The sequence below is a fragment of the Streptomyces sp. NPDC059718 genome, assembly GCF_042733315.1.
GTDB lineage: Bacteria > Actinomycetota > Actinomycetes > Streptomycetales > Streptomycetaceae > Actinacidiphila.
Genome location: NZ_JBHWGA010000006.1, coordinates 227,185 through 248,406 on the forward strand (window position 1 = coordinate 227,185; position 21,222 = coordinate 248,406).

Annotated in this window: 20 protein-coding genes and 1 riboswitch; of the genes, 14 read left to right on the forward strand and 6 right to left on the reverse strand. The window is 73.3% G+C overall.

The window, feature by feature from the left end:
• Nucleotides 1-128 precede the first annotated feature (128 nt).
• Both ACFV3E_RS10210 and ACFV3E_RS10215 read left to right on the forward strand, forming a co-directional pair.
• Nucleotides 129-929 (forward strand): carbon-nitrogen hydrolase family protein, encoded by an 801-nt coding sequence (locus ACFV3E_RS10210; protein WP_500534244.1) that lies wholly within the window; start codon nt 129-131, stop codon nt 927-929.
• 68 nt (nt 930-997) lie between these two features.
• The gene (locus ACFV3E_RS10215; protein WP_500534245.1) at nt 998-2,704 is read left to right on the forward strand and encodes a flavin monoamine oxidase family protein; all 1,707 of its coding nucleotides are present in this window, start codon (nt 998-1,000) and stop codon (nt 2,702-2,704) included.
• Between the two features lie 11 nt (nt 2,705-2,715).
• On the opposite strand, the gene ACFV3E_RS10220 is transcribed toward ACFV3E_RS10215, so the two are convergent.
• Nucleotides 2,716-3,405 (reverse strand): DUF5995 family protein, encoded by a 690-nt coding sequence (locus tag ACFV3E_RS10220; protein ID WP_500534246.1) that lies wholly within the window; start codon nt 3,403-3,405, stop codon nt 2,716-2,718.
• A 70-nt stretch (nt 3,406-3,475) separates the two neighbouring features.
• On the reverse strand, nt 3,476-4,339 hold the full coding sequence (locus tag ACFV3E_RS10225) for an NAD-dependent epimerase/dehydratase family protein (RefSeq protein WP_500534247.1): 864 nt from the start codon (nt 4,337-4,339) through the stop codon (nt 3,476-3,478).
• A 133-nt stretch (nt 4,340-4,472) separates the two neighbouring features.
• On the opposite strand from ACFV3E_RS10225, the gene ACFV3E_RS10230 reads away from it, so the two are divergent.
• Nucleotides 4,473-5,333, forward strand: coding sequence for a helix-turn-helix transcriptional regulator (locus ACFV3E_RS10230; protein WP_500534271.1), 861 nt, complete (start codon nt 4,473-4,475; stop codon nt 5,331-5,333).
• Between the two features lie 624 nt (nt 5,334-5,957).
• Here ACFV3E_RS10230 and ACFV3E_RS10235 read toward each other — a convergent pair.
• Together ACFV3E_RS10235 and ACFV3E_RS10240 are read right to left on the reverse strand one after the other, a co-directional pair.
• Nucleotides 5,958-6,497 carry a GNAT family N-acetyltransferase gene (locus ACFV3E_RS10235; protein WP_500534272.1) on the reverse strand — a complete coding sequence of 180 codons (540 nt, stop codon included), beginning with the start codon at nt 6,495-6,497 and terminating at the stop codon, nt 5,958-5,960.
• 16 nt (nt 6,498-6,513) lie between these two features.
• Entirely contained in the window at nt 6,514-7,740 is a 1,227-nt protein-coding gene (locus ACFV3E_RS10240) for an MFS transporter (RefSeq protein ID WP_500534248.1), read from the reverse strand.
• A gap of 147 nt (nt 7,741-7,887) precedes the next feature.
• Here ACFV3E_RS10240 and ACFV3E_RS10245 point away from each other — a divergent pair, with 147 nt between their 5' ends.
• The 11 genes from ACFV3E_RS10245 (at nt 7,888) to ACFV3E_RS10295 (ending at nt 18,196) form a co-directional block, all read left to right on the forward strand.
• Entirely contained in the window at nt 7,888-9,093 is a 1,206-nt protein-coding gene (locus ACFV3E_RS10245; RefSeq protein WP_500534249.1) for an ROK family transcriptional regulator, read from the forward strand.
• A gap of 268 nt (nt 9,094-9,361) precedes the next feature.
• Nucleotides 9,362-9,492: riboswitch (FMN riboswitch) on the forward strand.
• A gap of 170 nt (nt 9,493-9,662) precedes the next feature.
• Entirely contained in the window at nt 9,663-10,754 is a 1,092-nt protein-coding gene (gene ribD, locus ACFV3E_RS10250; protein ID WP_500370600.1) for a bifunctional diaminohydroxyphosphoribosylaminopyrimidine deaminase/5-amino-6-(5-phosphoribosylamino)uracil reductase RibD, read from the forward strand.
• 1 nt (nt 10,755) lies between these two features.
• On the forward strand, nt 10,756-11,376 hold the full coding sequence (locus ACFV3E_RS10255; protein ID WP_499510739.1) for a riboflavin synthase: 621 nt from the start codon (nt 10,756-10,758) through the stop codon (nt 11,374-11,376).
• Complete coding sequence (locus ACFV3E_RS10260; protein WP_500534250.1) at nt 11,373-12,026, forward strand: nicotinamide mononucleotide transporter family protein; 654 nt, start codon at nt 11,373-11,375, stop codon at nt 12,024-12,026. Before ACFV3E_RS10255 ends, ACFV3E_RS10260 begins: the two co-directional genes overlap by 4 nt.
• Nucleotides 12,023-13,312 (forward strand): bifunctional 3,4-dihydroxy-2-butanone-4-phosphate synthase/GTP cyclohydrolase II, encoded by a 1,290-nt coding sequence (locus tag ACFV3E_RS10265; RefSeq protein WP_499510737.1) that lies wholly within the window; start codon nt 12,023-12,025, stop codon nt 13,310-13,312. The genes ACFV3E_RS10260 and ACFV3E_RS10265 overlap by 4 nt, the downstream gene beginning before the upstream one ends.
• Nucleotides 13,313-13,395: 83 nt before the next feature.
• Nucleotides 13,396-13,881, forward strand: a complete 486-nt coding sequence (gene ribH / locus ACFV3E_RS10270) for a 6,7-dimethyl-8-ribityllumazine synthase (RefSeq protein WP_499510736.1) — start codon at nt 13,396-13,398, stop codon at nt 13,879-13,881.
• Between the two features lie 34 nt (nt 13,882-13,915).
• The gene (locus ACFV3E_RS10275) at nt 13,916-14,188 is read left to right on the forward strand and encodes a phosphoribosyl-ATP diphosphatase (RefSeq protein WP_499510735.1); all 273 of its coding nucleotides are present in this window, start codon (nt 13,916-13,918) and stop codon (nt 14,186-14,188) included.
• 73 nt (nt 14,189-14,261) lie between these two features.
• Nucleotides 14,262-15,122, forward strand: coding sequence for an ATP phosphoribosyltransferase (hisG, locus tag ACFV3E_RS10280; RefSeq protein WP_499510734.1), 861 nt, complete (start codon nt 14,262-14,264; stop codon nt 15,120-15,122).
• A gap of 20 nt (nt 15,123-15,142) precedes the next feature.
• Nucleotides 15,143-15,610, forward strand: coding sequence for a PH domain-containing protein (locus ACFV3E_RS10285; RefSeq protein WP_500534273.1), 468 nt, complete (start codon nt 15,143-15,145; stop codon nt 15,608-15,610).
• 136 nt (nt 15,611-15,746) lie between these two features.
• The gene (locus ACFV3E_RS10290; RefSeq protein WP_500534251.1) at nt 15,747-17,087 is read left to right on the forward strand and encodes a hemolysin family protein; all 1,341 of its coding nucleotides are present in this window, start codon (nt 15,747-15,749) and stop codon (nt 17,085-17,087) included.
• The gene (locus tag ACFV3E_RS10295) at nt 17,084-18,196 is read left to right on the forward strand and encodes a hemolysin family protein (RefSeq protein ID WP_500534252.1); all 1,113 of its coding nucleotides are present in this window, start codon (nt 17,084-17,086) and stop codon (nt 18,194-18,196) included. Before ACFV3E_RS10290 ends, ACFV3E_RS10295 begins: the two co-directional genes overlap by 4 nt.
• Nucleotides 18,197-18,254: 58 nt before the next feature.
• On the opposite strand, the gene ACFV3E_RS10300 is transcribed toward ACFV3E_RS10295, so the two are convergent.
• A complete protein-coding gene (locus ACFV3E_RS10300) occupies nt 18,255-20,159 on the reverse strand; it encodes an AAA family ATPase (RefSeq protein WP_500534253.1) in 1,905 nt (634 codons plus the stop codon).
• A gap of 395 nt (nt 20,160-20,554) precedes the next feature.
• A complete protein-coding gene (locus ACFV3E_RS10305) occupies nt 20,555-21,175 on the reverse strand; it encodes a uridine kinase family protein (RefSeq protein ID WP_500534254.1) in 621 nt (206 codons plus the stop codon).
• Nucleotides 21,176-21,222 lie beyond the last annotated feature (47 nt).

Sequence of the window (21,222 nt, forward strand, 5' to 3'; positions counted from 1 at the left end):
CCGCCGGGCCCCGGCGCGCAACGAATCGGCGGTCGGTGCGCAACGGACGCGTCTTGTCGCCACAAGGCCCGGAATCGTACCGTCGAGGCAGACCCGGAACAGGCTTCCCACCAGGCGAAAGAGGCTCCATGGCGCCGCTGCGCACCGCGCTGTACCAAGGCCCGAGCGGCGTCCCCTCCTCCGTGGACGACAGCCTGGCCGCGCTCGACGCCGCCGCGCGCCGGGCCTCCGCCGCGGGAGCCCGCCTGCTCGTCACGCCCGAGATGTACCTGACCGGCTACGCCCTCGGCGACGCGGTCCCGGACCTCGCCGAGGCGGCCGACGGGCCCGCCGCCGCCCGGGTCGCCCGGATCGCCGCCGAGCACGGCCTGGGCATCGTCTACGGCTACCCCGAGCGCGACGGCTGCGGCGTCTTCAACTCCGCCCAGCTGATCGGCCCGGACGGCGAACGCCTCGCCAACTACCGCAAGACCCACCTCTTCGGGGACTTCGAGCGCACCTGGTTCACCCCCGGCGACGACGCCGTCGTCCAGGCCGAACTCGACGGCGTCCGGATCGGCATCCTCATCTGCTACGACGTCGAGTTCCCGGAGACCGTGCGGGCCCACGCCCTCGCCGGCACCCAGCTGCTCGCCGTGCCCACCGCGCTGATGCGGCCCTACGAGTTCGTCCCGCAGACCCTGGTGCCGGCCCGCGCGTACGAGAGCCAGCTGCACGTCGCCTACGCCAACCGCTGCGGCCCCGAGGGCGATTTCGACTTCGCGGGGCTCAGCTGCCTCGCCGGACCCGACGGCGCCGTACGCGCCCGGGCCGGGGCCACCGAGGAACTGGTCGTCGCCGACGCCGACCCGGATCTCCTGCGCGCGGTCCGCGAGGAGACGCCCTACCTCGAGGACCGCCGCCCCGAGCTGTACCGCTCGCTGGGCTGATTCCGGCCCCTCCCCCGCCACCGCCCCGCTTCACCGCTTCACCGCTTCACAGCCAGGAGAACCACGCCATGACGTCCACGGTGCCCACCGCGGTCCACGACGAGCAGCACCCCGAGGTGCGGTCGGCCCCGCCGATCACCATGTTCGGCCCGGACTTCCCGTTCGCGTACGACGACTTCCTGGCGAGCGCCGCGGGCCTCGGCTCCATACCGGCGACCGGGCACGGCGCGGAGGTCGCGGTCATCGGCGGCGGCCTGTCCGGCATCGTCGCGGCGTACGAGCTGATGAAGATGGGCCTGAGGCCCGTCGTCTACGAGGCCGACCGGATCGGCGGCCGGCTGCGCACCGTCGGCTTCGAGGGCTGTGACGAGAACCTGACGGCGGAGATGGGCGCGATGCGCTTCCCGCCGTCCTCCACCGCCCTGCAGCACTACATCGACCTGGTGGGCCTGGAGACCACGCCGTTCCCCAACCCGCTGGCCCCCGAGACCCCGTCGACCGTCGTCGACCTCAAGGGCGAGTCCCACTACGCGCAGACCATCGACGACCTGCCCCAGGTCTACCGCGACGTCGCGCACGCCTGGAACGCCTGCCTGGAGGAGGGCGCGGACTTCTCCGACATGAACCGCGCCATGCGTGAGCGCGACGTCCCGCGCATCCGCGAGATCTGGGCGAAGCTGGTCGAGAAGCTCGACAACCAGACCTTCTACGGTTTCCTCTGCGACTCCGAGGCGTTCAAGTCCTTCCGCCACCGCGAGATCTTCGGCCAGGTCGGCTTCGGCACCGGCGGCTGGGACACCGACTTCCCCAACTCCATCCTGGAGATCCTGCGCGTCGTCTACACCGAGGCCGACGACCACCACCGCGGCATCGTCGGCGGCAGCCAGCAGCTGCCGCTGCGGCTGTGGGAGCGCGAACCGCAGAAGATCGTCCACTGGCCGCTGGGTACCTCGCTGAAGTCCCTGCACGGCGGCGACCCCCGCCCGGCCGTGACCCGCCTGCACCGCACCGCCGGCAACCGGATCACCGTCACCGACGCCGACGGGGACATCCGCACCTACCGTGCGGCGATCTTCACCGCGCAGAGCTGGATGCTGCTCAGCAAGATCGACTGCGACGACTCGCTCTTCCCGATCGACCACTGGACGGCGATCGAGCGCACCCACTACATGGAGTCCAGCAAGCTCTTCGTCCCGGTCGACCGGCCGTTCTGGCTGGACAAGGACGAGCAGACGGGCCGCGACGTGATGAGCATGACGCTCACCGACCGCATGACCCGCGGCACCTACCTGCTGGACAACGGCCCCGACGAGCCGGCCGTGATCTGCCTGTCGTACACGTGGTGCGACGACAGCCTCAAGTGGCTGCCGCTGAGCGCGTCCGAGCGCATGGAGGTCATGCTCAAGTCGCTCGGCGAGATCTACCCGAAGGTCGACATCCGGGGGCACATCATCGGCAACCCGGTGACCGTGTCCTGGGAGAACGAGCCCTACTTCATGGGCGCGTTCAAGGCGAACCTGCCCGGTCACTACCGCTACCAGCGGCGCCTGTTCACCCACTTCATGCAGGACACCCTCCCCGAGGACAAGCGCGGCATCTACCTCGCGGGCGACGACATCTCCTGGACCGCGGGCTGGGCCGAGGGCGCCGTGCAGACCGCGCTCAACGCCGTGTGGGGCGTGATGCACCAGTTCGGCGGCACCACGGACCCGACCAACCCGGGCCCGGGCGACCTCTACGACGAGATCGCGCCGGTCATGCTCGACGAGGACTGACGCGCCACCCCTCAGCGGCCCAGCGGGGTCAGCAGGAAGCGCCCCACCAGCCCGACCCCCGAGTCGAGCTTCTCGGTGAACTCCTCGTACACCTCCGGCAGTCCGCGCAGGGACCACAGCACGCGGGACGCGGCCCACGCCGCGTCCCGCGCGCGTTCCAGGCTCCAGGAACCGGCGAGATGGGTCAGCGGGTCGGCGAGGTCCAGCAGATCGGGGCCGGGCATCAGCTCCTCCCTGACGCGTTCCTCCACGGACGTCAGCAGATCGCCCACGCGGTCGAAGTCCCGTTCCAGGGAGGGCGGCTCGCACCCCAGCGCGGAGCAGGTGTCCACCACCGCGAGCGCCAGGTCGTGACCCACGTGCGCGTTGATCCCGGCCAGCGCGAACTGCAGCGGGCGGACGCCTCGGTGCCCGCGCAACTGCAGCAGCGGCCGCCAGCAGGCCGGGACGGCACGGCGGTCGGTCGCGCCGTCGACCGCCCGCAGGTAACGGGCGGCGAAACGGGCGGCCAGCACCGCGGCGGCGACGGGATCACCGAAGCCGCCCGCCGCCAGCCGGCCGTCCATCTCCTCCGTGACCGACAGGTAGACACGGTTGAACACCGCCACCCCGTCCCCCGGCGGGAGCGCCGTGCCGAGCGCGCGCATGCGCGCCACCACCTCGCCCACCCCCACCGGGGCCGGCCGCCGTGCCGTCGTCATGGGCACAGCGTCCCAGCAGGCCGGGTGGCGTGCGCGGCACGGCGGCCGTGGCGTCCCCGGATCGGGTGAGTCAGAGCGCGCCCGCGTCGCGGGCCGTCCACACCGACGGATACTGCGGGCGGAAGCCCAGCTCCTCCCTGATGCGCAGGTTCGACACCACGCCGTCCCACGGATCGTCCGACGCACGCTCCGCCATGCCGCCCGGGACCTCGGCGCCGTTCACCCAGTGCAGCTCCACCGCCGACACCGGCGCGTCGTCGGCGATGTTGTACGCCCGGCCTCCGATGCCGGGAGCCCGCAACAGCCGCAGCAGGCCCTGGGCCACGTCCGCGTGGTGCACCATGTGCAGCCGCTGGTGCGCCGCCCAGCCGCCCGCCCAGCGCAGGGACTGCGCCAGGTGCGGATCGCCGTCTCCGTACACGAAGGCCAGCCGGCCGATGCGGACGTCCAGGCCCAGCTCGCGGTGGAGCTCCAGCAGCCCCCGCTCGGCCTCCGCCTTCGACGCGGGGTACGCGCCCCACATCGGGCCGCCCGGCACGCTCGGGTCGTCCTCCACCAGGGGGCGGCCCCGGCCCTCGCCGTACACCAGGTTCGTGCTCGCCTGCACGAAACGCGTCGCCCCGGCCTCGGCGGCCGCCCGCGCCAGGGCCAGCGTGGCATCGCGGTTCACCGCCCAGGTGCCTTCCTCGGAGCCGTCCCGGAACACCGCCGCCAGGTGCACGACCGCATCCACGCCCGCCAGGGCCTTGCGCAGGTCCTCCGGGTCCCGCAGGTCCCCGGTCGCGATCCGCGCCCCCAGCCGGGCGAGCCCCTCGCCCCGTTCCGCGTCCCGCACGAGCACCCGCACCTCCTCTCCCGGGCGGCACCCCTGCAGCAGCCTCGGCACGAAGCGGCTGCCGACCCGACCGGTCGCCCCCGTCACCAGCGTCAGCATCCTCGGTCCCCTCTCGTCGCCGTCATGCGACCAGGCTGCGGCGGCCCGCGGCGCCGCGGGAGAGACCTCCGCATCCCGGGACCGACACTCCCTGGATAAGGTCCCGGCCCGGCGGGATGCTTGAAACGTGGACATCGACCGCCCGCAGCTCGCCGACTTCCTGCGCCGCAGCCGCGCCCGCCTCGCCCCCTCCGACGTGGGCCTGGCGGTCGGCTTCCGGCGACGCACCCCCGGGCTGCGCCGCGAGGAGGTCGCCCAGCTCGCCGGGATGTCCGCGGACTACTACACCCGGCTCGAGCAGTCACGGGGCCCCCGGCCGTCCCGGCAGATCCTGGGTGCGCTCGCCCGTGCGCTGCGCCTGTCCGAGGACGAACGGGACCACCTCTTCCACCTGGCCGGCGAGGAACCGCCCCGCGACACCCGCGACGCCGTCGACGTCGGCGCCACGGGGCATGTACGGCCCGGGCTGCTGCTGGTGCTGGACCGGCTCGACGACACCCCGGCGCAGGTCGTCAGCGACGCGGGGGACGTCCTCGCCCAGAACGCGATGGCCGCGGCGCTCGTCGGCGACGCGGCCTCCCGGCCGCCGGGGGAGCGCAACATCGTCCGCCGCTTCTTCCTCGACCCGGCGGCGCGCGAGCTCTTCCCTCCGGGGGACCGGGAGGAGCACGCCCGGCGTCACGTCGCCCACCTGCGCGCGGTGCTGGCCGCCCGGCCCGACGACGCGCGCGCGGGCGCGCTGGTCGCGGAACTGCGGGGGCGCAGCGCGGAGTTCTCGAGGCTGTGGGACGAGCACGAGGTCGCCGTGCGGCGCGCGGATGTGAAGCGGTTCCAGCATCCGGTGGTGGGGCTGATGGAGCTGGAGTGCGAGGTGCTGCTCAGTGCGGAGCATGATCAGCGGTTGATCGTGTACACGGCGCGGCCGGGGAGCGAGTCCTACGAGCGCTTGCGGTTGCTTCGCGTTGTGGGCCTGCAGGACCTTGCGGTGCGGTGAGTTGGGGCCCGGTTGCTGTGTGCGAGTGCGTAGTGGTTGCTGTTGGGGTTTCTCCCCCGCCCGCCCTCCCGATTGCCCGGCGCGGTCAGCGCGGGCCTGCGCTCTGTTCGGGTGGGGTCGGGGCCGCGCCGGCGCACGTCCTCAGCGCTCGCGGTTTGGCCCTACATCGTTCGGCGCCCGGGTCCGCCGCTCGTCGCTTCCGGGCGCACCCCGCCACACCCCCTCCCGTCGTATGGGGCGACTGACGGCCGGTGGGGGTTCAGTGGGGCACTTGTGGCGAACCCCGGACCGCCGTCTGTGCATGGCGGGCGGTCCAGGTCGGTGCCGTCTGTGCCGCACAACAAATACACGTCAGCGTCCAGAACGCCCACCCTCCCCCAGCCTTCGGCCGGGGGTGCCCCCACCTGCGGTCCAGAATGCCCAGCCCCGCAGGCCCCGACCCCGGCCCACCACCAACCGCGCGAGGCGGTAACCAACCGCGCCGGGCAATCGGGAGGGCGGGCGGGTGGACGCCCGCCGCAGGCGCAACGCACCCGCACACACGCACCGGGCAGCCCGGCGCAGCCGCCCGCAGGCGCAACGCACCCACACACCCACCGGGCCGCAAGGGGCACCCCCCGCGGCCTACGGGGCCCACGCCGTGCGCGTGATCGCGTATTCGACCTCGCCGTGCTCGGCGCCCGGCAACGCCTCGTCCCACTCCTCGTGGAAGACCCGGACGAACGACAGCCCCGCCTTCTCCATCACGCGCCGCGACCGCGCGTTGACGAACATCGTCTCCGCGTGGACGCGCCCCGCGCCCAGGTCGGTGAAGGCCTTGCGGACCAGCGCGCGGGACCCCTCCGTGGCGTAGCCGCGGCCCCAGGCGGCGTGGCGCAGGCGGTACCCGAGTTCGAGGTCGTCGGCGGGGCCGCCGGGGCGGGGGGTGAGGGCGAACCAGCCGACGAAGTGCCCGGTGGAGAGCTCCTCCGCCGCCCAGACCTGGGAGCGCGCGAAGCGGGGCAGGACCTCGTGCCGGATGACGTCGGAGGGCGTGGGGCGGCCGTTGCCCAGGTAGCGCATGACCTCGGGGTCGCTGTCGAGCGCGACGAGCAGTTCGGCGTCCGCGTCGGTGTCGGTGAAGTGCCGCAGCCGCAGCCGTTCCGTCTCCAGGAAGATCCGCATGTGCATGAGCGGCACGCTAGGCCTGCGGGGTCGTCGCCGCCACGGGTTTGCGGTCGCGCTCCACGGAGACGGTGCCCGCGCGCCGGAGCACGCCCGCGCCCACGGCGAGCCCGGCGGCGAGCAGGGTGACGAGGCCGAAGGAGACCTGCAGGGAGCTGGCCTCCGCGATGGAGCCGATGGCGGCCGGTGCGACCAGGCCGGAGGTGTAGGTGACCGTGGCGACGCCCGCGATGGCCTGGCTCGGGTTGGGCCCGCTGCGCCCGGCCGCGGCGAAGCACAGCGGCACGACGACGGCGATGCCCACGCCGATGAGGGCGAAGCCCACGATGGTGGTGACCTGCGTGGACGCGGTGGCGACGAGGACGCCGCCCACCGTGGCGAGCAGGCCGCCGAAGCGTACGGTGCGGACCGGACCGAAACGGCGGACGACGAGGTCGCCGAGGAGGCGGGACACGGCCATGGTGCACGCGAAGGCGGTGTAGGACGCGGCGGCGACGCCGGGGGAGGCGCCGGCGATGTCACGGAGGTAGACCGCGCTCCAGTCCATGCTGGCGCCCTCGGCGAAGACGGCGCAGAAGCCGATGGCGCCGATGACCAGGGCCGCGCGGGGCGGCAGGGCGAAGCGCGCGGGGGCCTCCTCCGACGCGGCGGGCCGCAGGTCGAGCACTCCGCCGCAGACCACCTGGCCCAGCACGACGAGCAGGACGGCCGCGGCGGTGAGGTGGACGCGCGCGTCGAGTTCCGCGTGGGCGGCGAGGACGCCGAAGAGGGAGCCGAGCAGGGTGCCGGCGCTCCACATGCCGTGCAGGCCGGACATGATCGAGCGGCCGAGGCGTTCCTCGACCTCGACGCCCTGGGCGTTCATGACGACGTCGGCCATGCCGGCCGAGGCCCCGTACACGAGCATCGCCCCGCACAGCCAGCCCAGTCCGGAGGAGAGGGCGGGCAGCGCCAGCGAGGCGCACCACAGGCCCAGCAGGAGGCGCAGGGCGTTGCGCATGCCCATGTGGTGGGCGACGCGGGCGGCGAGCGGCATCGCGACGGAGGCGCCGAGGGCCGCGAAGACGAGCGCGAAGCCGAGCTGTCCGGCGCTGAGCCCCGCGTGCTCCTGGATCCAGGGCACCCGGGTGGCGAAGCTGCCGGTCACCGCGCCGTGCACGGCGAACACCGCGGCGACGGCGAGATGGGCGCGCCGCAGTCGCGGGTCGGTCTTCCCCGTCGGGGTCGTCGGCTTCGTCGGCATGTTCCCTCCAGTCTGGTCCCGCCGTGCTCGGGCCATAAATTATCAGGCAGGCTTCCTGAAAGATAGACTGCCTCCTGCCGCGGTCCCGCACCGGGCCCCTCTCGCCCGCCCTCGCACCCGCGCGACGGCTTCTGGAAGGATCCGTCCATGACCGCCATGCGATCCCACGCCGGGCGCACCGCCTCCCCCCGCACGGCCCGGGCGATCAACGACCGGCTGGCTCTGGAACTGCTGCAGCGCGAGGGCCCGTTGACGGCGGCCCAGCTCAAGTCCCTCACCGGGCTGTCCCGTCCGAGCGTCGCGGATCTGGTCGAGCGGCTGCAGGAGTCCGGGCTGATCACGGTGGTCGGCGAGACCGGAGCCGACCGCCGCGGCCCCAACGCGCGGGTGTACGGGATCGTCGCCGACCGGGCGCAACTGGCCGCCTTCGACGTCCGCACCCACAGCGTCGCCCTCGAAGTGGCCGACCTGCTGGGGAACACCATCGGCAGCGCCGTCCTTCCGGTGGACCCGTTCGGCGATCCGCAGCGCACGGTGCGGCGCTCGGTGGCGCTGCTGGAGCGGACCGCGCGCGCCGCCGGCGCCGGCGCGCTGCACACCGTCGCGGTCGGCGCGCCCGGCCTGGTCGACCCGGCCACCGGCGAACTGCGGGCCACCGGGCAGCTGCCGGCCTGGCACTCGGCGCTCGTCGCCGAACTGCGCAGGCGGCTCTCCCTCCCGGTGCTGCTGGAGAACGAGGTCAACCTCGCGGCCGTCGCCGAGCGGCGCCTGGGCGCGGTGCGCGACCGCGAGGACTTCGTCCTGCTGTGGCTGGGTCACGGGGTGGGCGCCGCGGTGGTGCTCGGCGGGGTCCTGCGGCGCGGTGCCTCGGGCGGTACCGGGGAGATCGGCTTCCTGCCCGTGCCGGGGACCTTCCAACTGCCGACGGCCAGCGGGTGCGAGGGCGGTTTCCACTCACTGGCGGGCAGCGCGGCGGTGTGCGCTCTGGCGCGCTCGCACGGGATGCCGGTGTCCGGCGACGACGACGCCCTGGCGGCCGAGGCGGTGGTGACCGCGGCCCGGGCGGACGGCAAGCAGGGCGAGCTCTTCCTCGACGCGCTGGCGGACCGGGTGGTGATCGGGGTGGCAGCCGTCACCGCCGTGCTCGACCCCGGCTGCGTGGTGCTGGGCGGCGAGGTGGGCCGGGCCGGGGGCGAGGACCTGGCCGCCCGGGTCGAGGAACGGCTCGCGCGGATGTCCCCGCTGCCGACCCAGGTGCGGGCGGGGACCGTCGCGGGCAGCGCGGTGCTGCGCGGCGCGGTCCTCTCGGCGATGGACGCGGCGCAGGACGCGCTGTTCACACCCGAGGTGTGACGTCCGGCGCTTCGGGACAACCGCCCCTCGGGCGCCGGACGTTCGCGGGCACCGGCGCAGGACCGGATTCCCCCGGGTGAACCCGCACCGCCCACGCGGTTCGCGCCGCCTCAACGGGCGCACCCGTGGGCCGTGTTGTCCGGAAGCCATGGCGACGGGCCGCGGGGTCCGAGCGGTCGGACCGATCCCGTGTGAGCCAATCCACAGCGATCCCTTGCGTCCGCAAGGAACCTTCGTGGCAGACTGGTGGAGCAGTACCAGTGACGTTCAGCGCACTCCGGGGTCGGTGAAACTCCGAACCGGCGGTTACAGTCCGCGACCCGTCCGCATCCAGCGGCCGGTTGACCAGGTGAAATTCCTGGACCGACGGTTAAAGTCCGGATGGGAGGCAGTGCGCGGCGGGCGGGCATCGGTACACCGCCGTCGGCGGCAGCGTGGGTGCGTGTCCCCCGGAAACGGGTGACACGGGCGGACGCCGCCCCAGACCGGCCGCGGTGTCCCCGAGGCTCACGTCCGCTCTGTGTTCCGCACAGCCCCGGAGTCCGTGCCCGATGAGGCAGGAGGACCCGGTGGCAACACCCGGTGAAGCCGACGCGATGCGACGGGCCATAGAGCTCGCCGCCCGCGGCGTGGGCTCCACGAGCCCCAACCCCGTCGTCGGCGCCGTGATCCTCGACGCAGGCGGCGAGATCGCCGGCGAGGGCTGGCACCAGCAGGCGGGCGGCCCCCACGCCGAGGTCCACGCCCTGCGCGCGGCCGGCGACGCGGCCCGCGGCGGTACCGCCGTCGTCACCCTCGAACCCTGCAACCACACCGGTCGCACCGGCCCGTGCGCCCAGGCCCTCATCGCGGCCGGCGTCTCCCGCGTCGTGTACGCCGTCGCGGACCCCACCCCCGCGGCGACCGGAGGCGGCGCCACGCTGGCCGCCGCCGGGATCGCCGTGGAGAGCGGGCTCATGGCGGCCGAGGCCGCCCGCGGCAACGAGGTGTGGCTCACCGCCTCCCGCGAGCAGCGGCCCTTCGTGCTGTGGAAGTACGCGAGCACCCTCGACGGCCGCATCGCCGCCGCCGACGGCACCAGCCGCTGGATCAGCTCCGCCGCCTCCCGTGCCGACGTGCACCGGCTGCGCGCCGAGTCCGACGCCGTCGTCGTCGGCTCCGGCACCCTGCGCGCCGACGACCCCCACCTGGCCGTGCGCGGAGTGGAGGGCACCTTCACCCAGCCCCTGCGGGTGGTCGTCGACACCAACGCCAAGATCACCCCCGGCGCCCGGGTGCTGGACGGCACCGCGCCGACCCTGGTCGCCGTCGCCGAGGACACCGACACCGCCCACCTGCCGGGCGTCGACGTGGCCCGCCTGCCCCGCACCGGCAGCGGCGTCGCCGTGCCCGCGCTGCTCGCCGAGCTGTACGGCCGCGGCGTCCGTTCCGTGCTGCTGGAGGGCGGCCCGACGCTCGCCGGCGCCTTCGTCGCCGCCGGGACCGTCGACAAGGTCGTCGGCTACCTCGCGCCGGCCCTCCTGGGGGCCGGACCCGCGGCCCTGGGGGACGCGGGAATCACCACCATCGCGCACGCGTTGCGGCTCGACGTCGCCGAGATCGAACGCATCGGCCCCGACCTGCGTATTACTGCCTACCCGAGCCGCACCGAGGAGAACTGACGTGTTCACCGGAATCGTCGAAGAGCTGGGCGACGTCGTCGCCGTCGAGGACCTGGGCGACGCCTCCCGCTTCCGTCTGCGCGGGCCGGTCGTCACCGAGGGCGCCAAGCACGGCGACTCGATCGCGGTCAACGGGGTGTGCCTCACCGTCGTCGACACCGCGGACGGCGAGTTCACCGCCGACGTGATGGCCGAGACCCTCAAGCGCTCCAGCCTCGGCGCGCTGAACCCCGGCAGCCGGGTCAACCTGGAGCGCCCGATGGAGCTGGGCGGCCGCCTCGGCGGTCACCTCGTCCAGGGCCACGTGGACGGCACCGGCGCGGTGATCTCGCGGACCCCCGCCGAGCACTGGGAGATCGTGAGGATCTCGCTGCCGGCGGAGCTGTCCCGCTACGTGGTCGAGAAGGGCTCGATCACCGTCGACGGCATCAGCCTCACCGTCGTCGAGGCCGGTCCCGACTTCTTCTCCGTCAGCCTGATCCCGACCACCCTCGACCTCACCACGCTCGGCTTCAAGCAGCCCGGCGACCCGGTGAACCTCGAGGTCGACGTGATCGCCAAGTACGTCGAGCGGCTGTACGGGGAGCGGGCCGGGGCACCGAAGGGGGCTCCGGCGGAATGAGCGCCCTCGACACCCTGAACAGTGTCGCCTTCTCCGCCTTCGGTGAGCACTTCAAGTGGACCGACGTGGTCGGCAACGGCCTCGGCCTGGCCGGTCTCGCCCTGGGATGGCGCCGCTCGGTGTGGGCCTGGCCGGTCCAGCTGCTGTCCGGTGCGGTGCTCGTCGCCGCGTACTGGTCGGCACAGCTCACCGGCGGCGTCGGCAAGCAGCTGCTCGTCATCGGCGTCGCCGTGTGGGGCTGGTTCCAGTGGCGCCGCGGCGTCCGGGACGGCGGCGAGATCCGGGTCCGCTTCGCCACCTGGCGTGAGCGGGGCGCGCTGGTCGCCGGCACGGCGGCCGGACTGTTCGCGGTCGTCGGCATCTTCACGCTCCACCCGTCGCTGTCCTGGAACCCCTGGCCGGACGCCTACATCTTCGTCGGCACCGTCGCCGCGATGGTGGCCATGGCCAGGGGCTGGGTCGAGTTCTGGTTCGCCTGGCTCGCCGTCGACGCGGTCGGCGTCCCCCTCGCCTGGAACAGCGACCTGAAGTTCTCCGCGCTCGTGTACGTCATCTACTTCGTTCTCGTGATCGCCGGCATGTACGCCTGGTGGCAGCAGACCCGGGTCCCGCGGCACGGCGGGCCCGTCCTGGAAGGAGCGGCCGCATGACCACCGCACTGCACACCCTCTACGTGGCGGAGGACGCCCCGATCGTCCTCGACCCCGTCGAGCGTGCGATCGCCGACATAGCGGCCGGCCGGCCCGTCGTCGTCGTGGACGACGAGAACCGCGAGAACGAGGGCGACCTCATCATCGCGGCGGAGAAGGCCACCCCGGAGATCGTCGCCTTCATGATGACCGAGTGCCGTGGTCTGATCTGCGTGCCCATGGAGGAGCACGACCTGGACCGGGTCGACCTGCCGCAGATGGTGGACTCCAACACCGAGTCCATGCAGACCGCGTTCACCGTCTCCGTCGACGCGAGCGCCGTCCACGGGGTCACCACCGGCATCTCCGCCGCCGACCGGGCGACCACCATCCGGCTGCTGGCCTCCGGCGACTCCGTCCCCGGCGACTTCGTCCGGCCCGGCCACGTCTTCCCGCTGCGCGCCAAGTCCGGCGGCGTCCTCACCCGCAACGGCCACACCGAGGCGGGCGTCGACCTGGCCCGGCTCGCCGGACTGCGCCCGGCCGCCGCCATCGTGGAGATCGCCAACGAGGACGGCACGATGGCCCGCCTCCCCGAGCTGGTCCACTTCGCCCGCAAGCACGGCCTGGCCATCATCTCCATCGAGGACCTGGTCACCTACCGCCGCAGCTCGGAGCCGACCGTGCGCCGCGAGGCCGAGACCCGGCTGCCCACCGCCTTCGGCGACTTCCGCGCGTACGGCTACCGCAGCACCGTCGACGGCGTCGAGCACATCGCGCTCGCGGCCGGCGAGATCGGCGACGGCGAGGACGTCCTCGTCCGCGTCCACTCCGAGTGCCTCACCGGCGACGTCTTCCACTCGCTGCGCTGCGACTGCGGACCGCAGCTCCAGGCCTCACTCGAACGGGTGGCAGCCGAGGGCCGGGGCGTCGTGGTCTACCTCCGCGGCCACGAGGGCCGGGGCATCGGCCTGATGTCCAAGCTGCGCGCGTACGAGCTCCAGGAGCGCGGCCGGGACACGCTCGACGCCAACCTGGAACTCGGACTGCCCGCCGACGCCCGCGACTACGGCGCCGCCGCCCAGATGCTGTCCGACCTCGGCGTGCACTCCCTGCGCCTGATGACCAACAACCCCGACAAGACCGAGGCCCTCGAGCGGCACGGCCTGAAGGTCGCCGAGCGCGTCGCCATGCCGATCGCGGCCGGCGAGCACAACCTGCGGTACCTGCGCACCAAGCGGGACCGCATGGGTCACGACCTGCCCTGGCTGGACCCGGCCCCCACCGGTTCCTGCCGCAACCAGTAGGCCCCTCGAGCAGCACCACGACGACCTGTACGACCTGTACGACCCGAACGACCAGAGCAAGAACGAGCAAGGAGAAGACGGACGTGAGCGGTAAGGGCGCCCCCGAGCTGACCGTGAAGAACTGCGGTGACCTGCGTGTGGCCGTGATCGCGGCGCAGTGGCACGAGCAGGTGATGGACGGGCTGGTCGACGGCGCACTGCGCGCCCTGAGCGACCTGGGCATCGACGAGCCCACCCTGCTGCGCGTTCCCGGCAGCTTCGAACTGCCGGTCGCCGCCAAGGTGCTGGCGAGCCGGGGCTACGACGCGGTCGTCGCCCTCGGCGTCGTCATCCGCGGCGGTACGCCGCACTTCGAGTACGTCTGCCAGGGCGTCGCCCAGGGCCTGACCCAGGTCTCGGTCGACACCGGCGTGCCGATCGGCTTCGGCGTGCTCACCTGCGACACCGAGGAGCAGGCCCTGGACCGGGCCGGACTGCCAGGCTCGAACGAGGACAAGGGGCACGAGGCCGTCACCGCCGCGATCGCCACCGCGACCGTCCTGCGTTCAGTATCCGAGCCGTGGCGGTGAGGTAAGGGGACTTCCGCGTAGGGTGGGGACCACCATGGCCAAGAAGACATTCGAGGAGCTCTTCGCCGAGCTCCAGCACAAGGCCGCCACCGGCGACCCCAGCAGCTCCCGCACCGCCGAACTGGTCGGCAAGGGAGTGCATGCGATCGGCAAGAAGGTGGTCGAGGAGGCCGCCGAGGTGTGGATGGCAGCCGAGTACGAAGGCGCCGACCGCACCGCGGAGGAGATCTCCCAGCTGCTGTACCACCTGCAGGTGATGATGGTCGCCCGGGGCATCGGCCTCGACGACGTCTACGCTCATCTCTGAGCGGATCACCCCGGGCCGGACCCGCCCCACGCGCCCTTTCCCACCCACATCCGAGCTGCAAAGGAACGCTGTCATGCTGCGCATCGCCGTCCCCAACAAGGGTTCACTGTCCGGACCTGCGTCGGCGATGCTGCATGAGGCCGGCTACCGCCAGCGCAAGGACTCCAAGGAACTCGTCCTCGTCGACGGCGAGAACGACGTCGAGTTCTTCTACCTGCGCCCGCGCGACATCGCCATCTACGTCGGCTCGGGCCGCCTCGACATCGGCATCACCGGCCGCGACCTGCTGCTGGACTCGGGTGCCAACGCCGAAGAGATCCTGCAGCTCGGCTTCGCCCGCTCGACCTTCCGCTACGCCACCACACCCGGTGGCGTGAGCGACGTGAAGGAGTTCGGCGGGAAGACGGTCGCCACCTCCTACCCGGAGATCGTCAGGAAGCACCTCGCCGACCACTCGGTGGAGGCCTCGGTGGTCCGCCTCGACGGCGCCGTCGAGACCTCCATCCACCTCGGTGTGGCGGACGTCATCGCCGACGTCGTCGAGACGGGCACCTCCCTGCGCAACGCCGGCCTGGAGGTCATCGGGGAGCCGATCCTCGACTCCGAGGCGGTCGTCATCCGCCGGGCCGGCGCCGGCGGCGAGGACGCGGCGGCCGAGCCGAAGGTGCAGCAGTTCCTGCGCCGCCTCCAGGGCGTCCTGGTGGCCCGCCGCTACGTGATGATGGACTACGACATCCGCGTCGAGCACGTCGAGCGGGCCATCGCCCTCACGCCCGGCCTGGAGTCGCCGACCGTCTCCCCGCTGCACCACGAGGGCTGGGTCGCCGTGCGCGCCATGGTCCCCAGCCGCGAGGCCCAGCGGATCATGGACGAGCTGTACGACCTAGGCGCTCGGGCCATCCTCACCACCGGGATCCACGCGTGCCGTCTGTGACCTCGCCCACCCCGCACGCCATGCCCGTGGAACTCCCCGAGCTGCCCGTCACCTTCCGGCCCGCCCGCACCCGCGCGGTGCTGCTGGGCCTGGCTGCCGGGCTGCTCGCGGCCTTCGTCGTCATCGCCGTGCTCCTCCCCGCGGACGGCGCACGGCCCTGGCACACCTCGGACCGGATCTGGCTCGTGCTCACCGGGCTGCTGATCGCCGGGGTGCTCGTGCTGCTCAGCCGGCCCAAGGTGGCCGCCGACCGCGACGGTGTGACCGTCGTCAACCTGACGACCCGGCGCCGGCTGGAATGGGCGCAGGTCCTCCGGGTGAACCTGCGCCCCGGCGATCCGTGGGTGTACCTCGACCTGGCCGACGGCACCAGCCTGGCCGCCATGGGCATCCAGCCCGGGATCGGACGCGCCCGCGCGTTGCGCGACGCGCGCGCCCTGCGGGCCCTCGCGGAGGCGTACGGTACCGGCAAGCCGACGGCGCACTAGACCTGCCGCCCCGGCCCGCTTCTTCATTACTCTGGAACCTTCGCAACGACCCGAGGAGTGACACCCAATCCACGATGGACGGATCGTCCGGTAGTACCTGCGCCGCCTCTCCCCCCCGACATACGGGAGCGGCGGCATGAGCGCCCCGTTGCTGCTGCTCGCGGCAGCCTTCGTCCTGATCCTCGCGAACGGCTTCTTCGTCGCCGCCGAATTCGGCCTGGTGACCGTCGAACGCCCGGCGGCCGAACGCGCCGCCGCCGAGGGCGACCGCAGGGCCCGCAGCGTCGTGGAGGCGCTGCGCAAGCTGTCCTTCCAGCTCTCGGGCACCCAGCTCGGCATCACGATCACCTCACTGGTGGTCGGCATGCTGGCCGAGCCCGCCCTCGCCGACCTGTTCGCCGGACCGCTCACCTCGGTGGGCGTACCCGAGGGCGCGGCGCCCGCCGTCGCTGTCGTGATCGGCATGATCCTCGCCTCGGCCGTCCAGATGGTCATCGGCGAGCTCGTCCCGAAGAACTGGGCGGTGTCCCGTCCGCTGGAGGTGGCCCGTTTCGTGGCCGGGCCGCAGCGGGCCTTCTCCGCCCTGTTCCGCCCGGTCATCGAGGCCCTCAACGCCGCCGCGAACCGCCTGGTGCGGGCGCTGGGCGTGGAGCCCGCCGAGGAGCTGGCCTCCGCGCGCACCCCCACCGAGCTGGTCTCGCTGGCCCGCCACTCCGCCCGTGCCGGGGCCCTCGAACAGGACACCGCGGACCTCTTCGTCCGCACCATCTCCCTCGGCGACCTCACGGCGGAGAACGTGATGACCCCGCGCGTGCGGGTCAGCGCCCTGCAGGACACCGCCACCGCCGCCGACGTCCTCAACCTGACCCGGGCCACCGGGCTGTCCCGCTTCCCGGTCTACCGGGAGCGGCTGGACGACATCGTCGGCATGGCGAGCCTGAAGGACGCCCTCGCCGTCCCGGCCCACCTGCGCGACCGCACACCGGTCGGCCGGGTCACGGTCGCCCCGCTGCTCGTCCCGGAGACGCTGCCGGTGCAGCCGCTCCTGGAGCAGCTGCGCCGCGAGCAGCCGATCGCCGTGGTCGTCGACGAGTACGGCGGCACCGCCGGCGTCGTCACCCTGGAGGACATCGTCGAGGAACTCGTCGGCGAGGTGCGCGACGAGCACGACGGCGCCGACCTGCCCGAGCTGGCGGCCGCCCCCGCGGAGAACGGCAATCCCGCCTGGGACGCCGACGGCGGCTGCCGGGTCGACCTGCTGGAGCGCATAGGGCTCGAGGCCCCCGAGGGGCCGTACGAGACGGTGGCCGGCCTCGTCGCCGACCTCCTCGAACGCATTCCCGAGCCGGGGGACACCGCACTGCTGCCCGGCTGGGAGCTGCGGGTGCGCGAGGTCACGCACCACCGTGCCGAGAGGGTCCGCCTGGTACGCGTCGGGTTCGAGGAGCCCGAGGACGGGCAGGAGGGCGGGCGATGAGCTTCCTGCAGCTGTTCTTCGCCGGCCTGCTGGTGCTGGGCAACGGCTTCTTCGTCGGCGCCGAGTTCGCCCTGGTCTCCGTACGGCGCAGCCAGATCGAGCCGCTCGCCGGCACGCAGCGGCGGGCCCGTACGGTCCTGCACGGGCTGGAGAACCTGCCGCAGATGATGGCGGCGGCCCAGTTCGGCATCACGGTCTGCTCCCTGACGCTGGGTGCGGTCGCCGAGCCGACCGTGGCCCACATGCTGGAGCCGCTCTTCGAGGCGATCCACCTGCCCGAGGGGCTGATCCACCCGCTCGGCTACGTCATCGCGCTCGCCGTCGTGGTCTTCCTCCACCTCGTCATCGGCGAGATGGTCCCCAAGAACCTGGCGATGGCCGCGCCCGAGAAGACCGCGCTGTGGCTCAGCCCCGGACTCGTCGGCTTCGCCCGGCTGTTCCGGCCGGTCATCGCGGTGCTCGGCTGGTGCGCCAAGCTCGTGCTGCGGCTGTTCCGGGTCGAGCCCAAGGACGAGATCGACGCGGTCTTCACCAGCGAGGAGCTGACCGTGCTCGTCGAGGACGCCCGGCAGGCCGGACTCCTCGACGACGACGCCCAGGAACGCCTGGAGGACGCGCTGGAGCTGGGCACCCGCCCGGTCACGGACGTCCTGCTGTCCCCGGAGGAGCTGGTGACGGTCGACGCGTCCGTCACTCCCGCCGAGGTCGAGGAGCTGACCGTCCGCACCGGCTACTCGCGCTTCCCGGTGGCCGGACCGGAGGGCGCCTACCTCGGCTACCTCCACGTGAAGGACGTCCTCGACCTGGAGGACACCGGCCGGCCCGTCCCGGCGCGGCTGTGGCGGCCGATGGCCACCCTCCGCGCGGAGCTGCCGCTGGACGACGCGCTCACCCAGATGCGGCGGGCCGCGTCCCACCTGGCGTCGGTCGCGGACTCCGGCGGGCGTGTGCTGGGTCTGGTCGCCCTGGAGGACGTGCTGGAGATGCTGGTCGGCGAGGTCCGCGACCCGGCCCACCGGGAGGTCCCGGAGCCTGCGCAGACCGGCGGCACCGCGGCCGCCCCGGAGCCCGGCGAGGTCGCCCGGCCCTCGCGTGTGATGGCGAGCTGACACGGGGACCCACGGGGGAGGGGCCCGGGCGTGTGCGCCCGGGCCCCTCCCCCGTCGTTCACTCCAGCGGCTCGGGGGGCGTCAGCCCGGGGCCGCGGCCCGACAGCACCTCGCCGTAGGCCTGCATGAGGTCGGGCAGCCGCAGCGTGGACAGGTCGTCCCGGGACGGCTGGCCCGCGTAGCCGGACAGCCTCAGGTCGCGGTAGGCGCAGCTCTTCTCGTACAGGGTGCGCAGGAAGCGGCCGTTGCCCAGTTCGTCGATCCAGCCCTGCTCGACGACGTGACCGCTGATGGCGAGCAGCTCCTCCAGGGCCTCGCCGTCCCAGCGGTCCCCGTTGTCGGCGGCGAGGACCTCGCCGATGCTGGTCAGCTCGTGCGGCCGGTAGCTGGGGAAGTCGACCCGGGTGGTGAAGCGCGAGCCGAGGCCGGGGTTGGCCGCGAGCAGGCGGTCCATGCCCTCGGGGTAGCCGGCGAGGATCACGACCAGGCGGTCGCGGTTGTCCTCGGCGCGCTTGAGCAGGACCTGCAGCGCCTCGTCTCCGTAGGCGTCGCCCTTGCTGTAGCCGGAGTTGGACAGCGCGTACGCCTCGTCGACGAACAGCACCCCGCCGAGCGCGGAGTCGATCAGCTCGTTGGCCTTGACGGCCGTCTGACCCAGGAACTCACCCACGAGGTCCGCGCGTTGCGCCTCGACCAGATGGTCGCCGCCCAGCAGACCGAGGGCGTAGAACACCCGGCCGAGGATGCGCGCCACCGTGGTCTTGCCGGTGCCGGACGGGCCCGAGAAGACGAAGTGCCGCTTGGGCGGCTGCACCGGCAGGCCCTGTCCCGCCCGCAGCCGCGCCATCCGCAACTGGGCCGACAGCGCCCGCACTTGGCGCTTGACCGGCTCCAGGCCCACCATGCGGTCGAGTTCGGCCAGGGCCTGGGAGAGCAGCACCGGGTCCGGCGCCGTGACCGGGACCTGCGGCGGGACGGGGGAGACGGGCAGGATCGCCTTCTCCCGGATGTCGTCGTCGATCGGGCCGACCGCGCCCAGCGGGTCGTCCAGCACCGAGCCCGCCCCGAGGCCACCGGGCATGGCGGCCGCCCCGGTCCGGGCGTCGAGCGGATCGGGGTCGGGCGGCAGCGCGTCGGGCCCGGTCTGGCCGTAGCCCTGCAGGGTGACCGGGGCCAGGTCGGCCGTCCCGTCGGTGAGGCCGTCGGACTCGTCGATCGCGGCGAGCCGGGCCGCGGTGTCCATGAACGCCGGGTCGACCCGGTGCACCGCCCGGTACAGGGGGAGCGCGGCCGCGGTGCGGCCCGTGCCCTCGTACGCGCGGGCCAGCCAGTAGCGGAGTTCCTTGCGCTGCGGCTGTTCGCTGCGGCAGCGCATCAGGGCCGTCGCCAGCAGCGGCTCGGCCTGCCCGTACAGCTCCAGCCGGACCCGGGCCATACCACCGAACAGACCGGCCTCGATGCCCAGGACCTGGTCGCCGAGGAGCGGTTCGGTATGGCGCACCAGCTGGTCCCAGTCCTTGACCAGGTAGGCCCGGCAGGCGTGCAGGAAACGGACGTGCGGATCGGTGTCGATCGGCGGGCACTCGGCCAGGGCCCGGTCCAGTTCCGCGATGTGGCGGCCGTCGAGCCAGTGGGAGGCGTGCGCGAGCAGCAGGTCGCGGCGGGTCTCCAGCACCGGCTGCACCCACCAGCCCAGCCAGTACCAGGAGTTCATGGAGCGGCGGTGCGCGCTGCGCTGCTCGCCGAAGCGGTCGCGGTGCCGGTACATCTGCAGCAGCGCGGTGGAGGTGTCCGCCCGCAGCGCGTGCAGCCCGAGCCAGGCGTCCGCCATGCCGGGGTCGAGGCGGACCGCGACGCGGAACTCCTCCTCGGCCTGGGTGTAGGCGCCCATGGTGTAGGCGTCGACAGCCCGCACCCAGGCGAGGTCGGAGGGGGCGCCGGAATGCTCTGTGCCGAAGTCCATCAGGTCCCCACCAGCCCGTTCCCCCCGGTGCCGCCCGCCGTACGCCGCTCCAACCAGGTTACGCGAAGCGGGAGTTGGTGCCAGGTGAGCACCGCCTTCGCGGGGCGGCGCACCCGTTGGCATGGTACCCGTGCGAGCCTGGTGGGCCGTAGAGCGACGCGGGTGGTGACGGTGGGTGAGCGATCCGCCGCCGTACGGGGCCGGATCACCGGCTGCAGGCAGAACGAAGCCCCCGGTCACGGGGGAACAACCGGGGGCTTCGCGTACGAGGTGCGGTCGACGATGACCGCGCATTGAGAACGTAAGTCCTGTACGGCTCCCGGGTCAAGCCACCTTGGGGCGTCGCTCCGGCGGTCGCAGGGCGGGTGCAGCGCACCGGCTGCACGCGGTCACGGTCAGTGACGGAGGGTGTCGGCGAGTGGGCTCTCCGCGTGCCGTTCCCGTACCTCGTAGCCCTCCGGACGCTGGTGGACCAGCAGGTCCGCGAACGGCCGGGAGGGGTCGGCGGCGAAGTGCGCGTCCTGCGCCCGCATCCAGCCGGCCCAGAACCCGGCCAGGGCGGGGCCGTCGCGGAGCTCGCCGCGCTCCCGTGCCGTGTCCCGGGATACCTCCAGCCAGAGCAGGCTCGCCAGCCGGGGACGCAGCGCGCGGCGGCCCACCCCCACACCCTCCAGCAGGACCACGGGGGCCGGCGGCACCTCCAGGGCCGTCGCGAACCGCCGGGCCACCCAGTCGTACTTCGCGGGCCGGGCGGTGTCACCGCGGCGCAGCGGCTCCAGCACCTGCTCGCGCAGCCGCCCGGTCCACTCGAACAACTCCTCGTGCGTGGCCAGATCGTCGAGGTGGACGACGGGAGCACCGTCCAGTGCGGACGCCAGCGCGGCGGCGAAGGTCGTCTTGCCGGATCCGGCGTGCCCGTCCACGGCGACGAGCCGCACCGGCCCGCAGGACGGCGGGAGGGCGCGCAGCCGGGCGGCGAGCGCGCGGAGCGCCCCGGGGGCGGTCTGGTGGTCCATCCGCCCCAGCCTACGACCTGCGCCGACGCAAGGGACTGCGGCGGGTG

Bases quoted from the DNA above. Each gene is read 5' to 3' on its own strand.
- ACFV3E_RS10245 (WP_500534249.1), top strand. From the start codon at position 7,888: ATGACCGCCATGCGATCCCACGCCGGGCGCACCGCCTCCCCCCGCACG.
- ACFV3E_RS10300 (WP_500534253.1), bottom strand. From the start codon at position 20,159: ATGGACTTCGGCACAGAGCATTCCGGCGCCCCCTCCGACCTCGCCTGG.
- ACFV3E_RS10295 (WP_500534252.1), top strand. From the start codon at position 17,084: ATGAGCTTCCTGCAGCTGTTCTTCGCCGGCCTGCTGGTGCTGGGCAAC.
- ACFV3E_RS10220 (WP_500534246.1), bottom strand. From the start codon at position 3,405: ATGACGACGGCACGGCGGCCGGCCCCGGTGGGGGTGGGCGAGGTGGTG.
- ACFV3E_RS10290 (WP_500534251.1), top strand. From the start codon at position 15,747: ATGAGCGCCCCGTTGCTGCTGCTCGCGGCAGCCTTCGTCCTGATCCTC.
- ACFV3E_RS10260 (WP_500534250.1), top strand. From the start codon at position 11,373: ATGAGCGCCCTCGACACCCTGAACAGTGTCGCCTTCTCCGCCTTCGGT.
- ACFV3E_RS10240 (WP_500534248.1), bottom strand. From the start codon at position 7,740: ATGCCGACGAAGCCGACGACCCCGACGGGGAAGACCGACCCGCGACTG.
- ACFV3E_RS10225 (WP_500534247.1), bottom strand. From the start codon at position 4,339: ATGCTGACGCTGGTGACGGGGGCGACCGGTCGGGTCGGCAGCCGCTTC.
- ACFV3E_RS10265 (WP_499510737.1), top strand. From the start codon at position 12,023: ATGACCACCGCACTGCACACCCTCTACGTGGCGGAGGACGCCCCGATC.
- ACFV3E_RS10215 (WP_500534245.1), top strand. From the start codon at position 998: ATGACGTCCACGGTGCCCACCGCGGTCCACGACGAGCAGCACCCCGAG.
- ACFV3E_RS10210 (WP_500534244.1), top strand. From the start codon at position 129: ATGGCGCCGCTGCGCACCGCGCTGTACCAAGGCCCGAGCGGCGTCCCC.
- hisG (WP_499510734.1), top strand. From the start codon at position 14,262: ATGCTGCGCATCGCCGTCCCCAACAAGGGTTCACTGTCCGGACCTGCG.
- ACFV3E_RS10285 (WP_500534273.1), top strand. From the start codon at position 15,143: ATGCCCGTGGAACTCCCCGAGCTGCCCGTCACCTTCCGGCCCGCCCGC.
- ACFV3E_RS10305 (WP_500534254.1), bottom strand. From the start codon at position 21,175: ATGGACCACCAGACCGCCCCCGGGGCGCTCCGCGCGCTCGCCGCCCGG.
- ACFV3E_RS10275 (WP_499510735.1), top strand. From the start codon at position 13,916: ATGGCCAAGAAGACATTCGAGGAGCTCTTCGCCGAGCTCCAGCACAAG.
- ACFV3E_RS10235 (WP_500534272.1), bottom strand. From the start codon at position 6,497: ATGCGGATCTTCCTGGAGACGGAACGGCTGCGGCTGCGGCACTTCACC.